This is a genomic window from Micromonospora sp. DT229 (assembly GCF_049844505.1).
In the GTDB taxonomy this organism is placed as follows: Bacteria; Actinomycetota; Actinomycetes; order Mycobacteriales; family Micromonosporaceae; genus Micromonospora.
The window spans coordinates 119,839-140,018 of sequence record NZ_JBNCLD010000001.1 but is presented as its reverse complement, the minus strand read 5'-3'; the positions used below and the strand labels follow the sequence as shown (position 1 = coordinate 140,018).

19 protein-coding genes are annotated in these 20,180 nt (G+C 71.0%); 7 read left to right on the top strand and 12 right to left on the bottom strand.

Annotation, left to right across the window (positions count from 1 at the left end; all coding sequences use genetic code 11):
• Window position 1: 1 nt before the first annotated feature.
• From ACLQ2T_RS00690 to ACLQ2T_RS00660, 7 genes are all read right to left on the bottom strand, one after another.
• The gene (locus ACLQ2T_RS00690) at window positions 2-556 is read right to left on the bottom strand and encodes a hypothetical protein (protein WP_425764024.1); all 555 of its coding nucleotides are present in this window, start codon (window positions 554-556) and stop codon (window positions 2-4) included.
• A complete protein-coding gene (locus ACLQ2T_RS00685; protein ID WP_425764023.1) occupies window positions 547-1,065 on the bottom strand; it encodes a hypothetical protein in 519 nt (172 codons plus the stop codon). Before ACLQ2T_RS00685 ends, ACLQ2T_RS00690 begins: the two co-directional genes overlap by 10 nt.
• Window positions 1,065-1,778, bottom strand: a complete 714-nt coding sequence (locus ACLQ2T_RS00680; RefSeq protein WP_425764022.1) for a hypothetical protein — start codon at window positions 1,776-1,778, stop codon at window positions 1,065-1,067. Before ACLQ2T_RS00680 ends, ACLQ2T_RS00685 begins: the two co-directional genes overlap by 1 nt.
• 307 nt (window positions 1,779-2,085) lie before the next feature.
• Entirely contained in the window at window positions 2,086-2,643 is a 558-nt protein-coding gene (locus tag ACLQ2T_RS00675) for a MauE/DoxX family redox-associated membrane protein (RefSeq protein ID WP_425764021.1), read from the bottom strand.
• Window positions 2,644-2,719: 76 nt separating this feature from the next.
• Complete coding sequence (gene purD, locus ACLQ2T_RS00670) at window positions 2,720-3,967, bottom strand: phosphoribosylamine--glycine ligase (protein ID WP_425764020.1); 1,248 nt, start codon at window positions 3,965-3,967, stop codon at window positions 2,720-2,722.
• A gap of 139 nt (window positions 3,968-4,106) precedes the next feature.
• Window positions 4,107-5,027, bottom strand: a complete 921-nt coding sequence (locus tag ACLQ2T_RS00665; RefSeq protein WP_425764019.1) for a type IV toxin-antitoxin system AbiEi family antitoxin domain-containing protein — start codon at window positions 5,025-5,027, stop codon at window positions 4,107-4,109.
• Between the two features lie 208 nt (window positions 5,028-5,235).
• The gene (locus tag ACLQ2T_RS00660) at window positions 5,236-6,525 is read right to left on the bottom strand and encodes an adenylosuccinate synthase (RefSeq protein WP_425764018.1); all 1,290 of its coding nucleotides are present in this window, start codon (window positions 6,523-6,525) and stop codon (window positions 5,236-5,238) included.
• A 122-nt stretch (window positions 6,526-6,647) separates the two neighbouring features.
• Here ACLQ2T_RS00660 and ACLQ2T_RS00655 point away from each other — a divergent pair, with 122 nt between their 5' ends.
• A complete protein-coding gene (locus ACLQ2T_RS00655; protein WP_425764017.1) occupies window positions 6,648-7,649 on the top strand; it encodes a hypothetical protein in 1,002 nt (333 codons plus the stop codon).
• A 275-nt stretch (window positions 7,650-7,924) separates the two neighbouring features.
• Window positions 7,925-10,006 carry a chromosome partitioning protein gene (locus ACLQ2T_RS00650; RefSeq protein WP_425764402.1) on the top strand — a complete coding sequence of 694 codons (2,082 nt, stop codon included), beginning with the start codon at window positions 7,925-7,927 and terminating at the stop codon, window positions 10,004-10,006.
• Between the two features lie 128 nt (window positions 10,007-10,134).
• On the opposite strand, the gene ACLQ2T_RS00645 is transcribed toward ACLQ2T_RS00650, so the two are convergent.
• The gene (locus ACLQ2T_RS00645; RefSeq protein ID WP_425764016.1) at window positions 10,135-10,563 is read right to left on the bottom strand and encodes a DUF3151 domain-containing protein; all 429 of its coding nucleotides are present in this window, start codon (window positions 10,561-10,563) and stop codon (window positions 10,135-10,137) included.
• Window positions 10,564-10,723: 160 nt separating this feature from the next.
• On the opposite strand from ACLQ2T_RS00645, the gene ACLQ2T_RS00640 reads away from it, so the two are divergent.
• On the top strand, window positions 10,724-11,971 hold the full coding sequence (locus ACLQ2T_RS00640; protein WP_425764015.1) for an LOG family protein: 1,248 nt from the start codon (window positions 10,724-10,726) through the stop codon (window positions 11,969-11,971).
• Window positions 11,972-12,035: 64 nt separating this feature from the next.
• Here ACLQ2T_RS00640 and fbaA read toward each other — a convergent pair whose 3' ends face one another.
• Window positions 12,036-13,061 (bottom strand): class II fructose-bisphosphate aldolase, encoded by a 1,026-nt coding sequence (gene fbaA, locus ACLQ2T_RS00635; protein WP_013730834.1) that lies wholly within the window; start codon window positions 13,059-13,061, stop codon window positions 12,036-12,038.
• Between the two features lie 165 nt (window positions 13,062-13,226).
• Window positions 13,227-13,610: a phage holin family protein gene (locus ACLQ2T_RS00630; RefSeq protein ID WP_425764014.1), complete on the bottom strand. Its 384-nt coding sequence runs from the start codon at window positions 13,608-13,610 to the stop codon at window positions 13,227-13,229.
• Window positions 13,611-13,772: 162 nt separating this feature from the next.
• Between ACLQ2T_RS00630 and ACLQ2T_RS00625 the strand changes: the two genes are divergently transcribed.
• The 4 genes from ACLQ2T_RS00625 (at window position 13,773) to ACLQ2T_RS00610 (ending at window position 19,012) form a co-directional block, all read left to right on the top strand.
• Entirely contained in the window at window positions 13,773-13,985 is a 213-nt protein-coding gene (locus tag ACLQ2T_RS00625) for a hypothetical protein (protein WP_425764013.1), read from the top strand.
• Window positions 13,986-14,033: 48 nt separating this feature from the next.
• A complete protein-coding gene (locus ACLQ2T_RS00620) occupies window positions 14,034-15,464 on the top strand; it encodes a 3' terminal RNA ribose 2'-O-methyltransferase Hen1 (RefSeq protein ID WP_425764012.1) in 1,431 nt (476 codons plus the stop codon).
• Entirely contained in the window at window positions 15,457-17,982 is a 2,526-nt protein-coding gene (locus tag ACLQ2T_RS00615) for a polynucleotide kinase-phosphatase (protein ID WP_425764011.1), read from the top strand. Before ACLQ2T_RS00620 ends, ACLQ2T_RS00615 begins: the two co-directional genes overlap by 8 nt.
• A gap of 94 nt (window positions 17,983-18,076) precedes the next feature.
• Window positions 18,077-19,012: a DUF368 domain-containing protein gene (locus tag ACLQ2T_RS00610; RefSeq protein WP_425764010.1), complete on the top strand. Its 936-nt coding sequence runs from the start codon at window positions 18,077-18,079 to the stop codon at window positions 19,010-19,012.
• A 48-nt stretch (window positions 19,013-19,060) separates the two neighbouring features.
• On the opposite strand, the gene ACLQ2T_RS00605 is transcribed toward ACLQ2T_RS00610, so the two are convergent.
• Together ACLQ2T_RS00605 and ACLQ2T_RS00600 are read right to left on the bottom strand one after the other, a co-directional pair.
• The gene (locus ACLQ2T_RS00605; protein ID WP_007454255.1) at window positions 19,061-19,438 is read right to left on the bottom strand and encodes an ArsR/SmtB family transcription factor; all 378 of its coding nucleotides are present in this window, start codon (window positions 19,436-19,438) and stop codon (window positions 19,061-19,063) included.
• Window positions 19,439-19,495: 57 nt separating this feature from the next.
• Window positions 19,496-20,026 carry an orotate phosphoribosyltransferase gene (locus ACLQ2T_RS00600; RefSeq protein ID WP_327023401.1) on the bottom strand — a complete coding sequence of 177 codons (531 nt, stop codon included), beginning with the start codon at window positions 20,024-20,026 and terminating at the stop codon, window positions 19,496-19,498.
• Between the last annotated feature and the right edge of the window lie 154 nt (window positions 20,027-20,180).

The following is a 20,180-nucleotide window of genomic DNA, read 5'->3' as shown; positions in this document are numbered from 1 at the left end:
GTCAGTACCGGCAGATGGTGAAGTAGGTGTTGCTGGTGCCACCGGCCGAGACCGTGGTGTTCCCGTCCGAGCACCGCCACCAGACCCCGTCGGGGGTGGTCCACCGCCACGCGTTCTTCTTCGTGGTCGTACCGCAGGCGTTCGACACCGGCTTGTAGTTGTAGACGACCGGGGCGTCCCGCACCGTGCCGGAGCGGTGCCAACCCGAGGCGCAGTAGGTGCTGCCCCGGTACGCGCCACCGAAGCAGGCACCCGCCCGGGAGGTGTACGCCCCGACGTTGTCCTTCTGCTCCGAGTAGCCGTTGGGGTACGCGTCCTTGCAGTCGTTGCGGTCCCAACCGGTCAGGCCGCCGGGCCCGGTCTCGGCATGGGCCGGAGAGGCGAACCGGGCGGTGGTGGAGGCCACGAACCCGCCCACCGCGAACGCACTGAAGGCGATGCCGCGCAGCACCGTACGGCGCTGCGGCTTCACCCGCAGTCCGGTCAGGGCCCGGCTGCGCGGCGCGTTGGGCGGGGCTGCGGACAGGTCTGGAATCTGGTCGAGCGTCAACGCCATGACGAACTCCCCTCGCTGTGCACGATCTTCTTTCGCAACATGTCGAACTGCCGCTCCGCCGACCCGACATCGACCGGCAGGGCGAGATCGACAACCTGGCCGTCGGCTCGGACGGCCATCAACACCGGCGGACTCAGATGGGCGATCTTCTGCCACTCGTCCCGGTCGGACACGACATCGAACTCCTGCCTGATCGGCGCCGGCCACTGCTCGACCTCCTCGTAGGTGAGCAGAACCGGGCGGACACCCGCTGCGGCGGACAGTTCGGCGAGCCGTGCCGTCACCGCGCCGCACAGCGGGCAGCCGGTGTCCGAGGCGACGACGATGCGATCCGAACCGCCCGTCACGGTGGCACCCATCACCACGTCCGGCCCGGCGGAGGAATAGCTGACCTCGCGGACCACCAGCGCCCGGAGCATCCTGATCTCCCGCAGGAGGGCCCCGACCGCCAGGAACAGAATCAGGATGGCGGCCCAGCTCAGGATGGTCAGCGCCACCGACGGTGACATCAGCCGGCCGCCCAGGAGACGTTGATCTGCTCCAACCAGCTCAGCTTGTCGGCGTCGGTCGCCTTGTCGTCGCCGTCGGCGAAGACCACCTCCGCCATGGCGGACGGAAAACCGAGGGTGTACGTGTAGTCGGTCAACTGGGCGGCCGAGGTTACGCCGGGCAGGGGCGACCGCCACACCTCACCGAACTGCGTCCGGGCACCCTGATGGCGCGGCTGGTGACCGGCGGCGTGGCCGGGCCCCGGGATCGACAGCGAGCCCAGCCCCTCGGCGAAGATCGCGATGTGCTCGCTCATCGTGCCCAGCAGGGTCTCCCGCCTGGGACGCAGCACCATCCCACGAACCTGGTCGGCGATCTCCAAGGTGGAGAACAGCTCGACCAGCTTCTCCCGGCGCGGGGCCGGACCACCGAACACCGTCATCAGCTCGTGGTAGTCACCGATCAGGGTGGCCACCGAGGTGTGCTTGTCCAGCGACTCCGACACGACCACCTCGCGGCCGTGAACGACCAGGCGGTCGACCGGGTTCGCGGCCACCATGTAGGTGCACGCGAATTCGTGGTAACCGCGAGGTCCTATCTGGAATCCGCGACCGTACGCCCCACTGGCGAAACGGACATGGGCCGCGACGCTGGTGACCCGGGGATATTCGGCCAACTCGACATTTACCACCGCAGCGCTCGGTGCCACCAACTCAAGACTTTGAACGGGCACTTGATCTCCCTTCATGGTGGTCAGACGGTAGCAACGGCACCAGGGAAAGCAACGTCCTGCACGGCATTTGGGGCAATGTCCTTATGCGACCAAATCTTGGCCTGCCACGGCTTCGGGCCTTACGCCCCGGACCAATCCAAATCGCCGATCAGGACGCCGATTCTCAGTAGGTAAATCCCTTCGAAGCGGCTCAACCTGATCTAGGAGTTCTGTGCGGCTTTGCCGCCTTCGGGTGAGACGAAGGCTACAGTGGAGCGACCGGTGCCCGCCCCGCCGCAGGCCCTGCCCTACCCGCTGAGCCCAGCCGTCACGATCCGGGAAGTCCAGACCTGTCCGCGACTGTGCCGATGAACAGTTCCGGCACCAGCCATCCGGCGGTGGCCATCACGCCAGCGGCCAGCCACACTTCGAGACCGGGCACCGTATCGGCTTGGGTAGCCGCTGCCGCCAGGCCGAACGACCCGGCTGCGGCGGCTGCCGCCGCGAAGATCAGCGCGCGGATCACCACCGGGAGCCCGGTGGATCGGCCACCCGCCAGGCAGCCGCAGGGGGTACCGGGTCGACGCCGTCGGAGCACCTCGGCGTAGCCCGCCAAGACCAGGTAGGCGCCCGCCAGCAGGGCGTAGCCGGCCGCGGACAGGTGCGGGGCGAGCAGCACGACACCAACGACCACGAGGGCCAGACCCACCTCGATGGCACCCAGCAGCCGGCCGGCCCAGGCTTGCATCGCGGAGGGCAGCAGAGCCTGCCGGGCCAGCAGGGCCCGGACCCGCTGCGGGTGCACGGCATGACCGACCCCGGCCACGAGCAACAGCAGGGCCCCACCCAGGGCCAGCACGGTCACCAGTGTGGAGAACCCACTCACCCTGCCTCCTCGGCCCGGTCGGACAGCACCACCGCCCGGACGACATCGCCACCGCCCGTGGTGGCACCGGCGGCGGTCAGTGGGGGACGACGATCCCGCCCTCGATCGCGACAGCGGCGATGTCGGAGCGGTGATGCGAGCCGTTCAGCGTCACCTCGCGTACCAACTGGTAGGCCGCATCGCGCGCGGCGGCCAGGTTCTCGCCGGTGGCCGTACCGCAGAGCACCCGGCCGCCGGCGGAGACCAGGGCGCCGTCGGCGGTCTGGCGGGTGCCGGCGTGGATGATCCCGGGGCGGTCCGCCCCGGTGATCACATCACCGGTACGCGGCTGGGCCGGGTAACCCTCGGCAGCGACCACCACGGTCACGGCGGCACCGGGACGCCAGCGCAGCGGCGGGTGCTCGGCCAGGGTGCCGGTGGCGGCGGCGTGCAACAGCCCGGCCAGCGGCGTCTCCAGCAGAGCCAGCACCACCTGGGTCTCCGGGTCACCGAAGCGGGCGTTGAACTCGATCACCCGGGGGCCGGCGGCGGTGATCGCCAACCCGACGTAGAGCAGACCGGAGAACGGGGTGCCCCGGCGGCGCATCTCGCTCAGGGTCGGGTACACCACGTCGCGCATGACCTCGTCGACCAGACCGGCCGGGGCCCAGGGCAGCGGAGCGTACGCCCCCATGCCGCCGGTGTTCGGGCCGGTGTCGCCGTCGCCGACCCGCTTGAAGTCCTGAGCCGGCAGCAGCGGCACGGCCGCTTCCCCGTCGGTCACCACGAACAGCGACACCTCGGGTCCGGCGAGGTACTCCTCGATCACCACCCGACCGCACTGCCGGGCGTGCTCCAGCGCCACCGATCGGTCCTCGGTGACGACGACCCCCTTGCCGGCCGCGAGCCCGTCGTTCTTCACCACGTACGGCGGGCCGAACTCGTCGAGCGCCCGGCCGACGCTCTCCTCCTCGGTGCAGGTGTAGGCCCGCGCGGTGGGGACTCCGGCAGCGGTCATCACGTCCTTGGCGAAGGTCTTCGACCCCTCCAGCCGGGCCGCCTCGCCGCTCGGGCCGAAGACCGGGATGCCCTTGGCGCGTACCGCGTCGGCGACCCCGGCGACCAGCGGCGCTTCCGGCCCGATCACCACCAGGTCCGCGGCCACCTCGACGGCGAGCGCCGTGACGGCACCCGGGTCGACGATGTCCACCGACCGCGGTTGCGCGACCTGCGCGATCCCGGGATTACCCGGCGCACAGATCAACTCGGAAACGGACGCATCCTCGGCAAGCCGCAGCGCGAGCGCATGCTCCCGCCCGCCACCACCCAGCAACAAAACCCGCACGACCCGGAATCCTACCCACCCCCACCCCAGCCCCTGTTGATCAAGAAGTTTGCGTCTCAGATCCGGGCTACGGCGACCAAAAGCTCTTGATCAACTCTGCGAGTGGTGGGCGTGGGGGGCGGGGGGATGGGTTGGGGTTTTAGGGGTTGCGGAGGGCTTGGCGGACGGTTTGGGGGATGTAGTCGGGGCGGAGAGTGTCGGCCCAGGTGAAGCGGAGGATGCGCCAACCGGCGTTGACGAGCCGGTTCTGTCTGAGTCGATCCTCGTAGAGCGCCTGGGGTGTGCGGTGCGGGCTGCGGCCGTCCGCCTCGGCGATCAGCCGGGCGGTACGCCAACCCAGATCACCCACCCCCAGCAGATAGCCGTCCGGATCGCGTACCTCCAGTTGCAGCACCTCCGGCGGGACGCCCCCGTCGACACACCGCAGCCGGGACCGCGTCTCCAACGGTGACTGCGCCCGGCCGTCCGCCTGGGCCAGCCAGGTCCGCGCCGCGACCGCACCACGCCGCCCCCTGATCAGGGCGGGGATCGCCGCAAGATCGTCCTCGGTCAACAGCTGCCGGTTGAGTGCGGAGTCGAGAAGGCAGATGGCCGGGTAGCGGGGGACCCGAAGAATGACATCCGCGACGGTACGGATCGCGGTCGTGACCGGAACCCCGGCGACCGTGCCGACCTCGGCTGGATCGAGGGTGAGCTGGTGCACCACAAGATCGGGGTCGCTGGTGCGCTGCGGGCGCGGTCGGTCCACCGGCACCGACACGTGGATCTGGGAGGTGGCCCGCAGGCCGGCGATGGTGTGCAGCTCGGCAGCGGTGTCCAGGACCGCGACCGCCCCGGGCCCCAGGCTGTCCACGGCCGCACGGATCCTGCCCCGCCGAAGTCCGAGCACATCCCGCTCGACATTCGGCACGAAGCGCCCCCGGGCCACCCTGATCCAGCGCCCCGATCGGACGAAATGCCGAACCTGATCCCTGGTGTACCCGACCGACAGCGCCTGCGCCGCCGTCACCACCCCGTCGCGGCCAGCACCCAGCTGGCACAACCGCTCGAATTCACCCACCCACTCAACCTGCCGTACCCCCACCCCACCCCGCCGCCCCTGTGGATAACCCCACCCACCCTGTGGATAACCCCCGAGGCAGCGCCCCGAGGCAGCGCCCCGAGGCAGAGTTGATCAAGAGGTTTGCGTCTAGCCAGCGGCGATTTCAGACGCAAACCTCTTGATCAACACGGGAAGGGAGGGGGAGACCGAGAGGTCCCGGGAGGGGTTAGGGGAGGAGGGGGTGGCGGGTCACGTTTTCTTCGCGGCCGGGGCCTACGCCTACCACCGAGACCCTGGTGTTGCAGAGTTGCTCGATGCGGGCGATGTAGCGCCGGGCGTTCTCCGGGAGGTCTTCCTCGGTTCGCGCCTTGGTGATGTCTTCCTGCCAGCCGTCGTGCTCCTCGTAGATCGGGGTGGCGTGGTGGAAGTCGGTCTGGGTCATCGGCATGTCGTCGACACGCTTGCCGTTGATCTCGTACCCGACGCAGATGGGGACCGTGGCCAGACCGGTCAGCACGTCCAGCTTGGTGATCACCAGATCGGTGACGCCGTTCAGGCGGCAGGCGTAGCGGGCGACCACGGCGTCGAACCAGCCGCAGCGGCGTTCCCGGCCGGTGGTGGTGCCGTACTCGTGGCCGACCTTGCGCAGGTGGGCGCCGTTGTCGTCGAACAGTTCGGTCGGGAAGGGGCCCGAGCCGACCCGGGTGGTGTACGCCTTGCTCACCGCGATCACCTTCGTGATCGCGGTCGGCGGGATGCCCGCGCCCACACACGCCCCGCCGGCCGTCGGGTTCGACGAGGTGACGAAGGGGTAGGTGCCGTGGTCCATGTCGAGCATGGTGGCCTGGGCACCCTCCAGCAGGACGGTGTCACCCCGGTCCAGGGCGTCCCAGAGCATCGACCGGGTCTCCGCGATGTACGGCCGCAGCCGCTCCGCGTACTCCAGGTACTCCTCGATGGTGGCGTCGAGGTCGATGGCCTTGCGGTTGTAGACCTTGAACATCACCTGGTTCTTCTCGCGCAGCGCGAGTTCCAGCTTCTTGCGCAGGATGCCCGGGTCGAGCAGGTCCTGCACCCGGATGCCCATCCGGGCGACCTTGTCGCCGTACGCGGGGCCGATGCCCCGGCCGGTGGTGCCGATGCGGGAGCTGCCCAGGTAGCGCTCCACCACCCGGTCCAGCGCCCGGTGGTGCGGCATGATCAGGTGCGCGTCGCCGGAGATCCGGAGCCGGGAGACGTCGACGCCCCGCTCGGCCAGCCCGTCGATCTCGCTGAGCAGCACCTTGGGGTCGACCACCACGCCGTTGCCGATGACGATCACGGCGTTCGGGGACAACGCTCCCGAGGGCATGAGGTGCAGGGCGTACTTCTGGCCGTCCGGGGTGATCACCGTGTGGCCGGCGTTGTTGCCGCCCGAGTAACGGACGACGTAGTCGACCCGCTCACCCAGCTGGTCGGTAACCTTGCCCTTGCCCTCGTCGCCCCACTGAGCGCCGAGGAGCACGATCGCTGGCATCTTCTCGCCTCCAGAAGGCTCGGGTGCCAGATGGCGACCGGTCAGCGAGCCCGGGGTGTCAGGTTAACAAGTAGTGACGGCACGACCGGCAGGGGTCGCGCGATAAGCAGGAGGAGCTACCCGTGTACGACGTGGTGCTGCTCACACTGGGCTCGGAGCGGGACGCTCCCGGGGCTGGGTGCGGCAGCGGCGAAGCCTGCTGTGGCGGTGAGGTGGCGGCGGCTGCCAAGGACCGCGAGGAACGTTGCGAGACCCCCCGCGTACCCGTGTTGGCCTGCGCCGACGCGCTGACCGCCCGGGGTGCCCGGGTCGAGACGGTGACGGCCCGTTCGGACGCGGAGATCGACGAGGTGCTGGCCCGGCTCGACGGGCCGGCCCGGCCCGACGGCCTCACCTGGCCGGATCCGGACTCCAAGACCCGCCTGGTGGTGGCCGTCGCCGGTGACGCACAGTTGCGCGCCGTGCTGCGCCGACTGGTCCGGCGGTACGCCCCACCACCCAGCCGCCGCCCGGCGGACCTGGCTGGCAACCGGACCGTGCCGGACCTGCCGCCGATCGGGGTACTGCCGCTGGACCCGGCCCGCAGCACCACTCACCGCGACCTGGCCGCGCAGCTCGGCCTGCCGCGCGATCCGGCGGCGGTGGCCGCCGCGGTACTCGACGGCACCCCCCGGCGGCTCGATCTGCTGCGCAACGACGGCGGTTCGGTCACCCTGGACGGCGCTCTGCTCGGCGCCGCGAGCGAGGACGGGCGACCCCTGCACTGGCGCGGCCGGGTCGAGGTCGACGACGCCGTGCTGTCCAACGGTGACGATCCCCTGCTGGCCTGCGTGATCGGCAACGCGGGGGGCTACGCCCGGCTCGACGAGGTCATCCTGCTGGCCGACCCGGATCCGACCGACGGACTGGTCGAGGTGGCGGTGGCCGTACCGGTGGTCACCCGGTCGCGGCTGGGCCGTCGGCGGGTACGCCTGGAGGTACGCCGGGCACGTGGCCGGGCCGCCTCCGTGCTGCCCCGCGACGATGCCGCACTGCCCTACCTGGACGACGGTGTGCAGGCTGAGTTGACCCGTAAGCGGTCCTGGTGGACCGAGCCGGGGGCCTGGGCGGTCTGGACCGCCTGACCGCGTCCGCACCGGCGGCCGAGATCGGCCGGTGGGCCTATCCTCGGCTGGAGGAATGGGGAGGAACCGTGGTGGACGAGAACGCCGACCGGGTGCCCGCGCCCGGCCAGCATGGGGTGCCGGAACGGGACATCGAACCACTCTGGCCACCGGACCAGATCGACGGCTTCGGCGCGTCCGGGTGGGATCCACCGCCGCCCGCCGCCACACCACCCGGTGTTCATCCGACCACACCGCCCGGTGTCCGTCCGGTCACGCCACCCGGCGTACACCCGGTGCCCTCGACCACCCATCCGGGGGTGCCGGGCGGGTACCCGAACGCCGTACCTCCCTCGCCGGCCGACTACCCCTCGCTGACCGGCGGGCCGGTTGCCGGCGGTTGGGCACCGGCCACGGCCAACCAACCGGATCCGGGTGTGTCCGCCGGTCCGGAATCCGCCGCTTCGGGCAGTGCCTGGGGACCGGGCACGGACAGCGCCGGGACCGCCGCCGGGTCGGGCGGCGCATGGGGTCCAGGGGCGGACAGCGCCGCATCGGGCAGCGCTTGGGGACCTGGGGCGGACAGCGCCGGGACCGCCGCCGCGTCGGGGCGGGCCGTGGTGCCCGTCGGGCCTCAACCGGAGGCAGGTCAGGTCGATCTGGATTTGCCGTTCACCCTCGACCCGTCGACCGCCCTGAGCCCGAACCGGGCCGGTGCGCCGGCCACGGCCGGCGACAACGCGGACCCGGCTCACCCGGACTCCGGGACGGAGAGCGCTCCGGACGGCGGCGACAGGACACCGGCCCGACCGACGGCGGAGTCCCCCTGGGCGCAACCACCGCAGCGGTCCGGTGTCGCCGCGCCACCGGAGACCGGCGAGCGTGCAGTGGCCTCCGCCGTCACACCACGCCCCACCTGGGCCGGACCGGCCCAGCCGCTGCCGCCGATACCCACCGCCCCCTTCTCCGACGCCGCGATACCCGCACAGCCCGGCCCGCATCAGCCGCTCACCCCGGCACACCCGCACGGCGACCCGTCGGCCCACCAGAGCGGGTACCCCGTGGCACCGCAGCACGGTGAGCAGGGACGGCACGCGGCGTCGGCGCAGCACGGCATCCCGGGCGATCCGGAGGCCGTCGAGTCGCCCGTACCCCAGCCGGGGCCGCCTCCAGCGGCCACGGCCCAGGTGCCGCCCTTCACGGCCGCGGCGCAGGTACCGCCGCCCTCGGCCGAGGGCCGGACACCCGTCGCACCCCCTCCCGGGCCGGCCGCACCCCAGGTCGGGCCGGCGTACGCCACCCCGCCCGGCCCCTTCCCGCCGCAGCCGGCCTGGCAACCGGCGCCCTGGCAGCAGGGCCCGCCGGCCGCCACTGCGCCGTATCAGCCGGTGGAGACCGCCTCCCGGACCCCTCCCGGGTACGCCGACCAGGGTTGGACCCAGGAGACCGGCGGGGCACCCACCGCGGAGGACTTCGCCCGGCGGCGGCAGGTACGCCCCACCGAACCGGTGGCGACCATCGGGCTCCGCGCCGTGGTCAACAAGACCGGCCTGGTGAAGTTGCCACCGGGGCGGCACGAGTTGGAACTCAAGCGCGACATCGAGATGGTGCGGCGCAACTTCGGTGGGCTGCGCCAGGTCACCGTGGTCAACCCCAAGGGCGGTGCCGGCAAGACGGTGGCCATCCTGCTGCTCGCCATGACCTTCGGACAGAAGCGTGGCGGTTACGTGCTGGCCTGGGACAACAACGAGACCCAGGGCACCCTGGGGATGCGGGCGCAGCAGGACTTCCACTCCCGTACGGTGCGGGACCTGCTGCGTGATCTGGGGCAGTTCCACGGCGCGCACGGCCGGGTCGGGGACCTGTCGCAGTACGTCCGCTCGCAGGGCGAGGGCATGTTCGACGTACTGGCCTCGGACGAGTCCGCGACCGGTGGCGAGATGCTCACCGCCGCGGCCTTCGGCGAGATCCGCGAGGTGGTCAGCCGGTTCTACAAGCTGATCTTCGTGGACACCGGCAACAACGTCCGGGCGCAGAACTGGCAGGCGGCGATGGACGCCACCGATCAACTGCTGGTCACCATGTCGGCCCGTAACGACTCGGCCGAGACCGCCGCCCGGATGCTCGACCACTTGGAGCAGAGCGGACGGCAACGGCTGGTCCGGCAGGCGGTCACGGTGGTCTCGATGCCGCCCTCGCGCAAGGAGATCGACCTACCCGCCATCCAGGAGCACTTCGCCGCGCGTACCCGGGCGGTGCTGCTGGCCCCGTACGAGCGGCTCATCGACACCGGCGAGCCCATCCGGTACGCCGGACTGTCCGCGGCCACCCGGGACGCCTGGCTCAAGATCGCGGCAGCGGTCGCCGAGGGCCTGTAAGCCCGGGCGGGGACCGGCGCGCTCGATCCGGGATCGAGTGGCTTCCAGAGCGAGGGAGACCACTCGATCCGGGATCGAGCGCGATCATGCTGGTCGGCGGCGTCACGGCCGCAGCGCGGCCAGGTGGGTCAGTTGCTGGCCAGGGCGTCGGCGGCGGCCGGGTCACAGTCGCGGAGGAACTGGGCGCAGCGGGCCGCCTCGTCGGCCTCGCCGATCTCGTCGGCGGCCCGGGACAGCACGTACAGACACCGCAGGAAGCCCCGGTTCGGCCGGTGCGACCAGGGCACCGGACCGTGCCCCTTCCAGCCGTTGCGGCGCAGCTGGTCCAGGCCACGGTGGTAGCCGGTGCGGGCGTACGCGTACGCCGTGACGGCCTGGTCCTGGGCGAAGGCCCGGGTGGCCAGGGCCGCCCAGGCGGCGCTGTGGTTCGGGAACCGGCCCGCCGCGGCGGTGTACGCCTCGTCGCTGCCGGCCTGCTCTGCCGCGGCCAGGGCGGCGTCGGCCTCCTCGTGGGCGGGCAGGAGGGTGGCGGGTGGCTCAGGTAGGAGGTTCTGCATCGCCCCATTCAACCCGCTTCGCGCGAGGGTATGCGAGCGGGTCCGGCAGGCGCGCCGACCGACCGGCCCGGAGGCCCCGGTCAGGCCGCTGGGATCCGGTCCACCGTGGCGGGCCCGGGGCCGCTCGGCGAGGGTTGAACCGGCCGGGCAGGATGACCGGGTGCCGACCCCACCCCCCGCGGACGTCATCGAGCCGCACACCTGGACGAACGAGATTCAGACCCGGGCCGAATTCGATCGGCGGCTGGCCGGCGGAAGCCTGGTCGGCCTGACCATTCAAGGGCTTCGGCTGGATCTGGCGCCGATCCCCGACCTCACCTCCGTCGAGGTGGCCGGGACCCTCTTCGTCGGTTGCCGCTTCGCCTCCCGACAGGTCGGCGCCGACCTGGTCCGGCGCGGCGCGAACGTGGTGCCGCCCTTCTCCGGGCTGCCCTACCCGACCCAGCCGCCGCACCTCTACACCCCGGAGGATCTGGCCGCCGGCTTCGCCGAGGGCGGCTACCAGGCGATGTACGACAACCGGGTGTACGCGCACTTCCGGGACCACGGCGGGGCCCTGCCCGACGTGCGGGAGGCGCTGAGCCAACGGCTGCACGACCACGGGGTGGACAACGCCCTCGCCGACGCCACCCGCGCCTGGCTGACCGCCCACGGGCCGCAGTCGGTGGTGGGGGTGATGGGCGGACACGCGGTACGCCGGGGCAGCCGGTCGTACCGGATGGCCGCGGTGCTCGGCCGGGAACTGGCGCGGGCTCAACGGCTGGTGGTCACCGGTGGCGGGCCGGGGGTGATGGAGGCCGCCAATCTGGGCGCCTACCTGTCGACCCGCCCGGCCGAGGACCTGACCGCCGCCATCGACCTGCTGGCCACCGCCCCCGACTACACCGACCACGACCGGTACACCGCAGCGGCGCTTCGGGTCCGGGAACTGTTCGGCCGGTCCGTCACCCCACCGCCGGAGGGCACCGAGCCGCTGACGGCGTACCGGGCCGACTCGACCGAGCTGGCAACCGGTGATCTGGACTGGGCCCACTGCGGCGGGCTGGCCGTTCCCACCTGGCTCTACGGCCACGAACCGGCGAACCTGTTCGCCGGGCGGATCGCCAAGTACTTCTCGAACGCCATCCGGGAGGACACCATCCTGCGGCTGGCCCGAGGCGGAATCGTCTTCGCCCCCGGCCGGGCCGGCACGGTGCAGGAGGTGTTCCAGGCGGCCACCAAGACCTACTACGGCACCGACGGGGCCAGAGGGGCGTACGTGTTCCTGGACCGCTCCTACTGGACGGAGGAACTGCCGGTGGAGTCGCTGCTGCGCCCGCTGCTGGCCAGCTCCCCGTTCGGGGACCTGGCCGGCACGGTGCATTTGACCGACGACGCCCACGAGGCCGTTCGGCTCCTCCTGGGTTGACGAAAACGACTGCGGTCAGGCTCCGCGAGGGAGTCTGACCGCAGTCGGTTGCGACGTCAGTGCGTCACTTGGTCATCGTGGTGCCGGTCGAGCGCAGGTGCTCGCAGGCCTCCGCCACGCGGGCGGCCATGCCGGCCTCGGCGGCCTTGCCCCACACCCGCGGGTCGTACAGCTTCTTGTTGCCGACCTCGCCGTCGACCTTGAGTACGCCGTCGTAGTTGCGGAACATGTGGTCCGCGACCGGGCGGGAGAAGGTGTACTGGGTGTCGGTGTCGATGTTCATCTTCACCACGCCGTAGTCCAGTGCCTCGCGGATCTCCGACAGCAGCGAGCCGGAGCCACCGTGGAAGACCAGGCTCAGCGGCTTCTCCTTGCCGTACTTGGCGCCGACCGCCTCCTGGATGTGCTTGAGCACCTCGGGGCGGAGCTTGACGTTGCCCGGCTTGTAGACCCCGTGCACGTTGCCGAAGGTCAGCGCCGCCATGTAGCGGCCCTTCTCGCCCAGGCCGAGGGCCTCGACCATGGCCAGGCCATCCTCGACGGTGGTGTAGAGCTTGTCGTTGATGGCGTTCTCGACGCCGTCCTCCTCGCCACCGACGACGCCGACCTCGATCTCCAGGACGATCTTGCCCTTGGCGGCCTCGGCGAGCAGCTGCTCGGCGATCTCCAGGTTCTCCGCCACCGGCACGGCCGAGCCGTCCCACATGTGCGACTGGAACAGCGGCTCCTGGCCGGCCTTCACCCGCTCCTGGGAGATGGCCATCAGCGGCCGGACGAACTTGTCCAGCTTGTCCTTCGGGCAGTGGTCGGTGTGCAGGGCGATGTTGACCGGGTACTTCTTGGCCACCTCGTGGGCGTACGCGGCGAACGCCACCGCGCCGGTGACCATGTCCTTGATCGAGGGGCCGGAGAGGTACTCGGCGCCACCGGTGGAGACCTGAATGATGCCGTCGCTCTCCGCGTCGGCGAAGCCCTTGAGCGCCGCGTTGAGCGTCTGCGACGACGTCACGTTGATCGCCGGGTACGCGTACCGGCCCGCCTTGGCGCGGTCCAGCATCTCGGCGTAAGCCTCGGGGGAAGCGATGGGCATGTCGAACGCTCCTTACTTGCCGCTGTCGGCCGTACGGCCGCTGTTCTCCTTGCGTGCCGGTTTACGGCGCCTGAATCCAATGGGCACGCCGGACCGCGCTGTCCTCCGCGGGAAGTATCCCGTAGCTCACACAGCCGGGCACAACCGGGCCAGCGCGCCGGGGGTTCACCGCCGATCCATCGAGTCGGGCACGACGACACTGATCAGCCAGGTGACCACGGCCATCACGATGGCGCCCCAGAAGGCCGCCCAGAAGCCCCGCACATGGAACGGCAGATCCAAGGACCCCGCTATCCAGTCGGTCAGCAGGAACAGCAGAGCGTTGACCACCAGGGCGAACAGGCCGAGAGTCACCAGGTAGAAGACACAGCCCACCACCTTGATGACCGGCTTGAGCACCGCGTTGATCACCCCGAAGATCAACGCCACGATGAGCAGGGTGAAGGCGGTGTCGGAGAACCTGCGTCCGGTCACCTCGACCCCGGGCACGATCAACGTGGTGACCCACAGTGCGATCGCGGTCGTCGCCAGTCGGATGAGGAAGCCCACCACAACATCCTGGCACCGGGTAGCCGCCGGCGGGCCGGTTCGGCCCGACTGACCTGCTGGTACGGCGTACCCTCACGCGCCCGGCAGGTCGCTTCCCAGCAACGTGCCGACTCAGCCCGTACCGTGGGTGGGAACCGTCCACCGATTACCCGGAGGCATCGAATGGGTCAGCCCGAAGAGGACTTCGCCCCCGGCGACAACCTCGGCCCGGAGGAGCGCGATCTGGAGGCTGAGCCGGCCGACGCCATCGAGCAGGCCGCCGTCATCGACCCCGCGCACGGTGAAGAGGAACCGCGCCGTGGCTTCGAGGTCGACGACTGGGACGCGATGGAGCAGGCCCGGGTGGTCGCCGCCGACGAGGACGACTACCGCTGACCCGAAATCGGGGCGACGCAAGATCGATCGAGCTGACACCATGGGCGGGTGCTGCTGACCCTGACCACCACGCACCGGCCGGCGACCGACCTCGGTCACCTGCTGGTCAAGCATCCCGGTCGTACGCACGCCTTCGACCTGCCGGCCGGTACCGCGCACGTGTTCTATCCGCAGGCCGAGGACGCACGCTGCACGGCCGCGCTCCTGCTTGAGGTCGACCCCACGAAGCTGGCCGCCGCGCGGGGCCGGGGTCGTGGGCGGCAGTCGACCACGGCCCCGGCGGACTTCACCCTCGGGCGGTACGTCAACGACCGGCCGTACGCCGCGTCCAGCCTGCTCGCCTCGGCGCTGTCGCGGGTGTACCGGTCGGCCCTGCGGGGCGACTCCAGGGAGCGCCCGGAGTTGGCCGCCACCCCCATTCCGCTGGAAGTCCGGGTGCCCGTGCTGCGCTGCCGGGGTGGTGCCGAGGTGGCCACCCGGCTGTTCACTCCGCTCGGCTGGCGGGTCACGGCCACCCCCATCGCCCTCGACGAGGGGTACCCGCAGTGGGGTGAGAGCCCGTACCTCGATCTCACCCTCACCGGCACTCTCCGGGTGGCCGAGGCGCTGCACCACCTGTACGTCATGTTGCCCGTGCTGGACGACGCGAAGCACTACTGGGTGACCCCGGACGAGGTGGACAAGCTGCTGCGGGTCGGTGCCGGTTGGCTGGCCGACCACCCGGAGCGCGCTCTGATCGTGCGCCGCTACCTGGCCCACCGGCGGGCGCTGGCCGCCCACGCCCTGGAACGACTGGCCGCACAGTGCCCCACGGACGAACCGGGCACCGAGGAGGAGACGACCGACCAGCCGACCCCCCGGGCCTCCCTGGCCGCGCAGCGACGCGAGGCGGTGCACGCCGCGCTGGTCGAGGCAGGTGCCCAGCGGGTACTGGATCTGGGGTGTGGTTCCGGTGCGCTGCTGGCCACCCTGATCGGGGACCGCCGGTTCACCGAGATCGTCGGCACGGACGTCTCGACCCGGGCCCTCGACCTGGCCGCTCGCCGGCTGCGCCTGGACCGGCTCCCCGAGCGGCAACGCAACCGGGTCACCCTGCACCAGTCCGCCCTGACCTACCGGGACGAGCGGCTACGCGGGTACGACGCCGCCGTACTGATGGAGGTCGTCGAGCACCTCGATCCGCCCCGGTTGCCGGCGTTGGAGGACACCGTCTTCGGTCACGCCCGACCGACCACGGTCGTGGTGACCACCCCCAACGTCGAGTACAACGTCCGGTACGAGGGCCTGTCCCCGGGTGCCTTCCGGCACGGCGACCACCGCTTCGAGTGGACCCGTGCCGAGTTCGCCGGGTGGGTGGACCGGGTCTGCACGACCTACGGCTACTCGGCGGTCGTACGGGGGATCGGCGATGCCGACCCCGGGCTCGGGGCGCCGACTCAACTGGCCGTGTTCACCTTTTCAAGGAGGGGCGATGGCTGAACTGGATGTACCTGAGCTGTCGCTGGTGGCGCTGGTCGGCGTCTCCGGGTCCGGCAAGTCCACCTTCGCCCGTCGGCACTTCGCGCCCAGCCAGGTGCTCTCCTCCGACGCCTTCCGGGCGATGGTCGCCGACGACGAGAACGACCAGTCCGCGTCGGCGGACGCCTTCGACGCGCTGTACTACGTGGCGGGCAAGCGACTGCGGGCCGGTCGGCTGACGGTCGTCGACGCCACGAATCTCCAGCCGCACGCCCGGGCCGCCCTGGTCCGGGCGGCCCGGGAACACGACGTCCTGCCGGTGGCGATCGTGCTGGACGTACCGGAGGGGTTGGCCTGGGCGCGTACCGAGGCGCGAGCCGACCGCACCTTCGATCGGCAGGTGCTGGCCCGGATGTCCCGCGACCTGCGCCGGACGTACTCCCAGTTGGCTCGGGAGGGGTTCCGCAAGGTGCACGTGTTGCGGGGGGTCGAGGAGATCGAGGCCGCCCAGATCCGCATCGAGCGGCTGTTCAACGACCGGCGGGAGCTGACCGGGCCGTTCGACATCGTCGGTGACGTGCACGGCTGCCGCGCCGAGTTGGAGCGGCTGCTCGACCGGCTGGGTTGGCAGGTGCACCGCGACGAGGCCGGTCGGCCGGTCGACGCCACCCACCCGGCGGGGCGTACCGCGGTGTTCGTGGGGGACCTGGTGGACCGGGGCCCGGACTCCCCGGGAGTGCTCCGCCTGGTGATGGGCATGGTCGCGGCCGGGCACGCCCTCTGCGTGCCGGGCAACCACGAGCAGAAGCTGCTGCGCAAGTTGCGCGGGCGCAGCGTGAAGGTGGCCCACGGCCTGGCGGAGACCCTGGACCAGTTGGCCGCCGAGCCGACAGAGTTCAGCACTGAGGTGGCCGCGTTCGTCGACGGCCTGGTCAGCCACTACGTGCTCGACGGCGGCCGGTTGGTGGTGGCGCACGCCGGGCTCAAGGAGGAATACCAGGGCCGGGCCTCGGGGCGGGTGCGCGCCTTCGCCCTGTACGGCGAGACCACCGGGGAGACCGACGAGTACGGCCTACCGGTGCGCTACCCCTGGGCCCGGGAGTACCGGGGCTCGGCCACGGTGGTCTACGGCCACACCCCCACTCCGGAGCCGGAATGGGTCAACAACACCATCTGCATCGACACCGGCTGCGTGTTCGGTGGCCGGCTGACCGCGCTGCGCTACCCGGAACGGGAGCTGGTGGGGGTACCGGCGGAGCGTGAGTGGTACGCCCCGGTCCGCCCGCTGACCGCCGCACCGGCCCGACCGGACGAGGTGCTGGAACTGACCGATGTGGTCGGCCGCCGACACATCGAGCACCCGTACGGCTCGCTGACCGTGCCGGCGGAGAACAACGCCGCCGCGTTGGAGGTGATGAGCCGCTTCGCGGTCGATCCCCGCTGGCTGGTGTGGTTGCCGCCGACCATGGCGCCCTGCTCGACCTCGAAGCTCGACGGTTACCTGGAGCATCCGGCGGAGGCCTTCGCCGACTACCGGGCGGCCGGGGTGGACCGGGTGATCTGCGAGGAGAAGCACATGGGCTCCCGGGCGGTCGTGCTGGTCTGCCGGGAGGACGAGGGCGGCCCGTTCTCCCCGGGTAGCGGGGTGGTGCACACCCGCACCGGCAGACCCTTCTTCCCCGCCGGGTTGGAGGCCGATCTGCTGACCCGGGTCCGGGCCGCAGTGTCCGCCGCCGGGCTGTGGGAGGAGTTGGACACCGACTGGCTGCTGCTGGACTGTGAGGTGTTGCCCTGGTCGGCCAAGGCCGAGGGACTGATCCGTGAGCAGTACGCGAGCGTCGGCGCCGCTGGTCGGGCGGCCCTGCCGGCCGCCTTGGCGGCGCTGGACGCGGCGGCCGACCGAGGGCTGGAGGTGGGGGCCCTACGCGAGCGGATGGCCGGGCGACGCGAGGACCTGCTGGCCTACACGGCGGCCTACCGGGCGTACGTGCGTCCGACGGAGGGCCTGCGGGGCGTGACCCTGGCACCCTTCGTGGTGCTGGCGGGTCGGAAGGCCAGCTACGCCGACCGGGATCACAGTTGGCACCTGGCCCTGGCCGACCGGCTCTGCGCGGCGGACCCGGAGTTGTTCACCCCCACCCGTCGTCAGGTCGTCGACCTCTCCGACACCGAGGCGGTACGCGCCGCCACCCAGTGGTGGTCGACCTTGACCGCCGAGGGCGGTGAGGGCATGGTCGTCAAGCCGTACGCCGGCCCGGCGGCCCGCAACGCCAGGGGTGCCCTGCTCCAGCCGGGCATCAAGTGTCGAGGACGGGAGTATCTGCGGCTCATCTACGGCCCGAGTTATCTCGATCCGGGGCAGTTGGCCACCCTGCGGGGCCGGTCCCTGGGCCGCAAGCGGGGCCTGGCCCTGCGCGAGCACGCCCTGGGGCTGGCCGCGCTGGACGCCCTGGCCGAGGGGGCACCGCTGTGGCGCCGACACGAGTTCGTCTTCGCGATCCTGGCCTGTGAGTCCGAGCCGGTCGACCCTCGGCTGTGACCGCGCCGGGCGGACGGATCATCAACCGGTAGCCTGGGTGACCCCGTCGGAGGCCGTCCGGGTGACCTCCGGCGATCGACGGAACGGACTATTCATGGCTTTGGGCGAACGGTTGGGGCACGGTCTACGCGGAGCTGCCATCGGTGTGGCCGAGGCGGTACCCGGGATCAGCGGCGGGACGATCGCCCTGGTCACCGGCGTGTACGAGCGGGTCATCGCGTCCGCCGGACATGTCGTGAGTGCCGCCCGGTACGCCGCGGCGGATCTGCCGCGCAGGCGCGGCGGGACCCGCGCCAAGCAGCAACTCCGCCAGGTGCACTGGGAGGTGGTCATCCCGCTGCTGATCGGCATGGTGCCCGGTCTGCTGATCGCCGCCAAGACCCTGGAACCGCTGCTCACCGACTATCCGGAGCAGACCCGAGGGCTCTTCCTGGGGCTGGTGCTCGCCTCGGTGCTGGTACCGGTCTCGATGGTCGGCGCACCCTGGCGGTGGAAGGAGATCACCGGCCTGGTCCTCGCCGCGGTGGGCGCGTTCGCCTTGACCGGCCTGCCGCAGGCCACCCTGGATCCGCATCCGCTGATCGTGTTGGTGGCCGCGGCCGTGGCGGTCTGCGCCCTGGTGATGCCCGGGGTGTCCGGGTCGTTCCTGCTGCTGACCGTGGGCCTGTACGAGCCGACGATCACCGCCTTGAACGACCGCGACTTCGGCTACCTGGCGATCTTCGCGACCGGCATGGTGATCGGCCTGTCGCTCTTCGTCAAGCTGCTTCAATGGCTGCTGGAACAGCACCGTCGGATGACCCTCGCGGTGATGTCCGGTGCGTTGCTGGGCAGCCTGCGGGCACTGTGGCCATGGCAGTCCGACGAGCGGAACCTGCACGCCCCGGGCGACAACATCCTGCCCATCGTCGCGCTGTTCCTGGTCGGGGTCGCCGTGGTCGCGGCGATGGTCATCGCCGAGCGTCGACGGCTTCGCCGCGCCGCGCAGGACCTCACCGAGGAGGCGTACGAAACCCCTCAGCTGCGCTGACCTCGCCGCCTGGTGGCTGCCCACGGGTAGCCACCAGGCGGCGGCGAGTCAGCGAGCCTTCTTGGTGGCCCGCTTACGCGGCGGGGTCAGCAGGTCGGCGATCGTGGCGATCGCGCTCGGGACCAGTCGGTAGTAGGCCCACACACCGCGCTTCTCCCGCTCCAGCAAGCCGGCCTCGGTGAGGATCCGCAGGTGGTGGCTGACCGTCGGCTGGGAGAGGCCGAGCGGTGCGGTCAGATCGCACACGCACGCCTCGCCCTCTGGCGCCGACTGGATCAGGCTGAGCAGCCGCAACCGGGCGGGGTCGGCAAGGGCCTTGAGGACCCCGGCCAGCCGCTCGGCATCGGCACGTTCGATCGGCTCACCGGCAAGCGGCGAGATCTGAGGCATAGTCATTTCGGCCAACGCAGTTCCCACGTATTCCATCCTTCCACCAGCAGCATCGATCCGCCTGCATATCAGCAGATCCGAATCGGCAAACTTTTACGCCACAAGGCCGAGGTCAGCCAACGTATAGGCCGCCCGATAGGACAATCCGGCGGCTCGCACCGCATCGCCGGCACCACGGTCAACGATAACGGCGACCCCCACGACATCGGCCCCGGCCTCGCGAAGTGCTTCGACAGCGGTCAACACACTTCCACCGGTAGTGGAGGTGTCCTCCACCGCCAACACCCGACGACCGGCCACCTCAGGACCCTCGATCCTCCGCTGTAGCCCGTGCGCCTTGCCCGCCTTGCGCACCACGAAAGCGTCCAACGGACGCCCGGGAGCGTGCAGCATCGACAGAGCGATCGGATCAGCGCCCAGAGTCAGACCACCGACTGCGTCGTAAGACCAGTCGGCGGTCAGTTCCCGCATCACCCGGCCGACCAACGGTGCCGCCCGGTGATGGAGTGTGACGCGCCTGAGGTCGACGTACCAGTCGGCCTCCTGCCCTGAGGAGAGCACCACCCGGCCGTGGACCACAGCCAGGTCAGAGATGAATTTACGCAGGTCGTCGTGGTCCCCCATGGGGGTAGAGGGTACTGCGCATACCTGTACGCCGCGTGCGCGGGCTACCTGCGGCAACTCTTCCGGGCGACCGATGAATGACGATGCCCGTTACAGTGGGTCACCCACTGACGCGGATCCGGTGATCCACTCCGGAATCGCGCGCTCCCGCCCA

Bases quoted from the DNA above. Each gene is read 5' to 3' on its own strand.
- ACLQ2T_RS00690 (WP_425764024.1), bottom strand. From the start codon at position 556: ATGGCGTTGACGCTCGACCAGATTCCAGACCTGTCCGCAGCCCCGCCC.
- ACLQ2T_RS00685 (WP_425764023.1), bottom strand. From the start codon at position 1,065: ATGTCACCGTCGGTGGCGCTGACCATCCTGAGCTGGGCCGCCATCCTG.
- ACLQ2T_RS00660 (WP_425764018.1), bottom strand. From the start codon at position 6,525: ATGCCAGCGATCGTGCTCCTCGGCGCTCAGTGGGGCGACGAGGGCAAG.
- ACLQ2T_RS00645 (WP_425764016.1), bottom strand. From the start codon at position 10,563: ATGCAGAACCTCCTACCTGAGCCACCCGCCACCCTCCTGCCCGCCCAC.
- fbaA (WP_013730834.1), bottom strand. From the start codon at position 13,061: ATGCCCATCGCTTCCCCCGAGGCTTACGCCGAGATGCTGGACCGCGCC.
- ACLQ2T_RS00625 (WP_425764013.1), top strand. From the start codon at position 13,773: ATGGGTCAGCCCGAAGAGGACTTCGCCCCCGGCGACAACCTCGGCCCG.
- ACLQ2T_RS00615 (WP_425764011.1), top strand. From the start codon at position 15,457: ATGGCTGAACTGGATGTACCTGAGCTGTCGCTGGTGGCGCTGGTCGGC.
- ACLQ2T_RS00610 (WP_425764010.1), top strand. From the start codon at position 18,077: ATGGCTTTGGGCGAACGGTTGGGGCACGGTCTACGCGGAGCTGCCATC.
- ACLQ2T_RS00605 (WP_007454255.1), bottom strand. From the start codon at position 19,438: ATGGAATACGTGGGAACTGCGTTGGCCGAAATGACTATGCCTCAGATC.
- ACLQ2T_RS00600 (WP_327023401.1), bottom strand. From the start codon at position 20,026: ATGGGGGACCACGACGACCTGCGTAAATTCATCTCTGACCTGGCTGTG.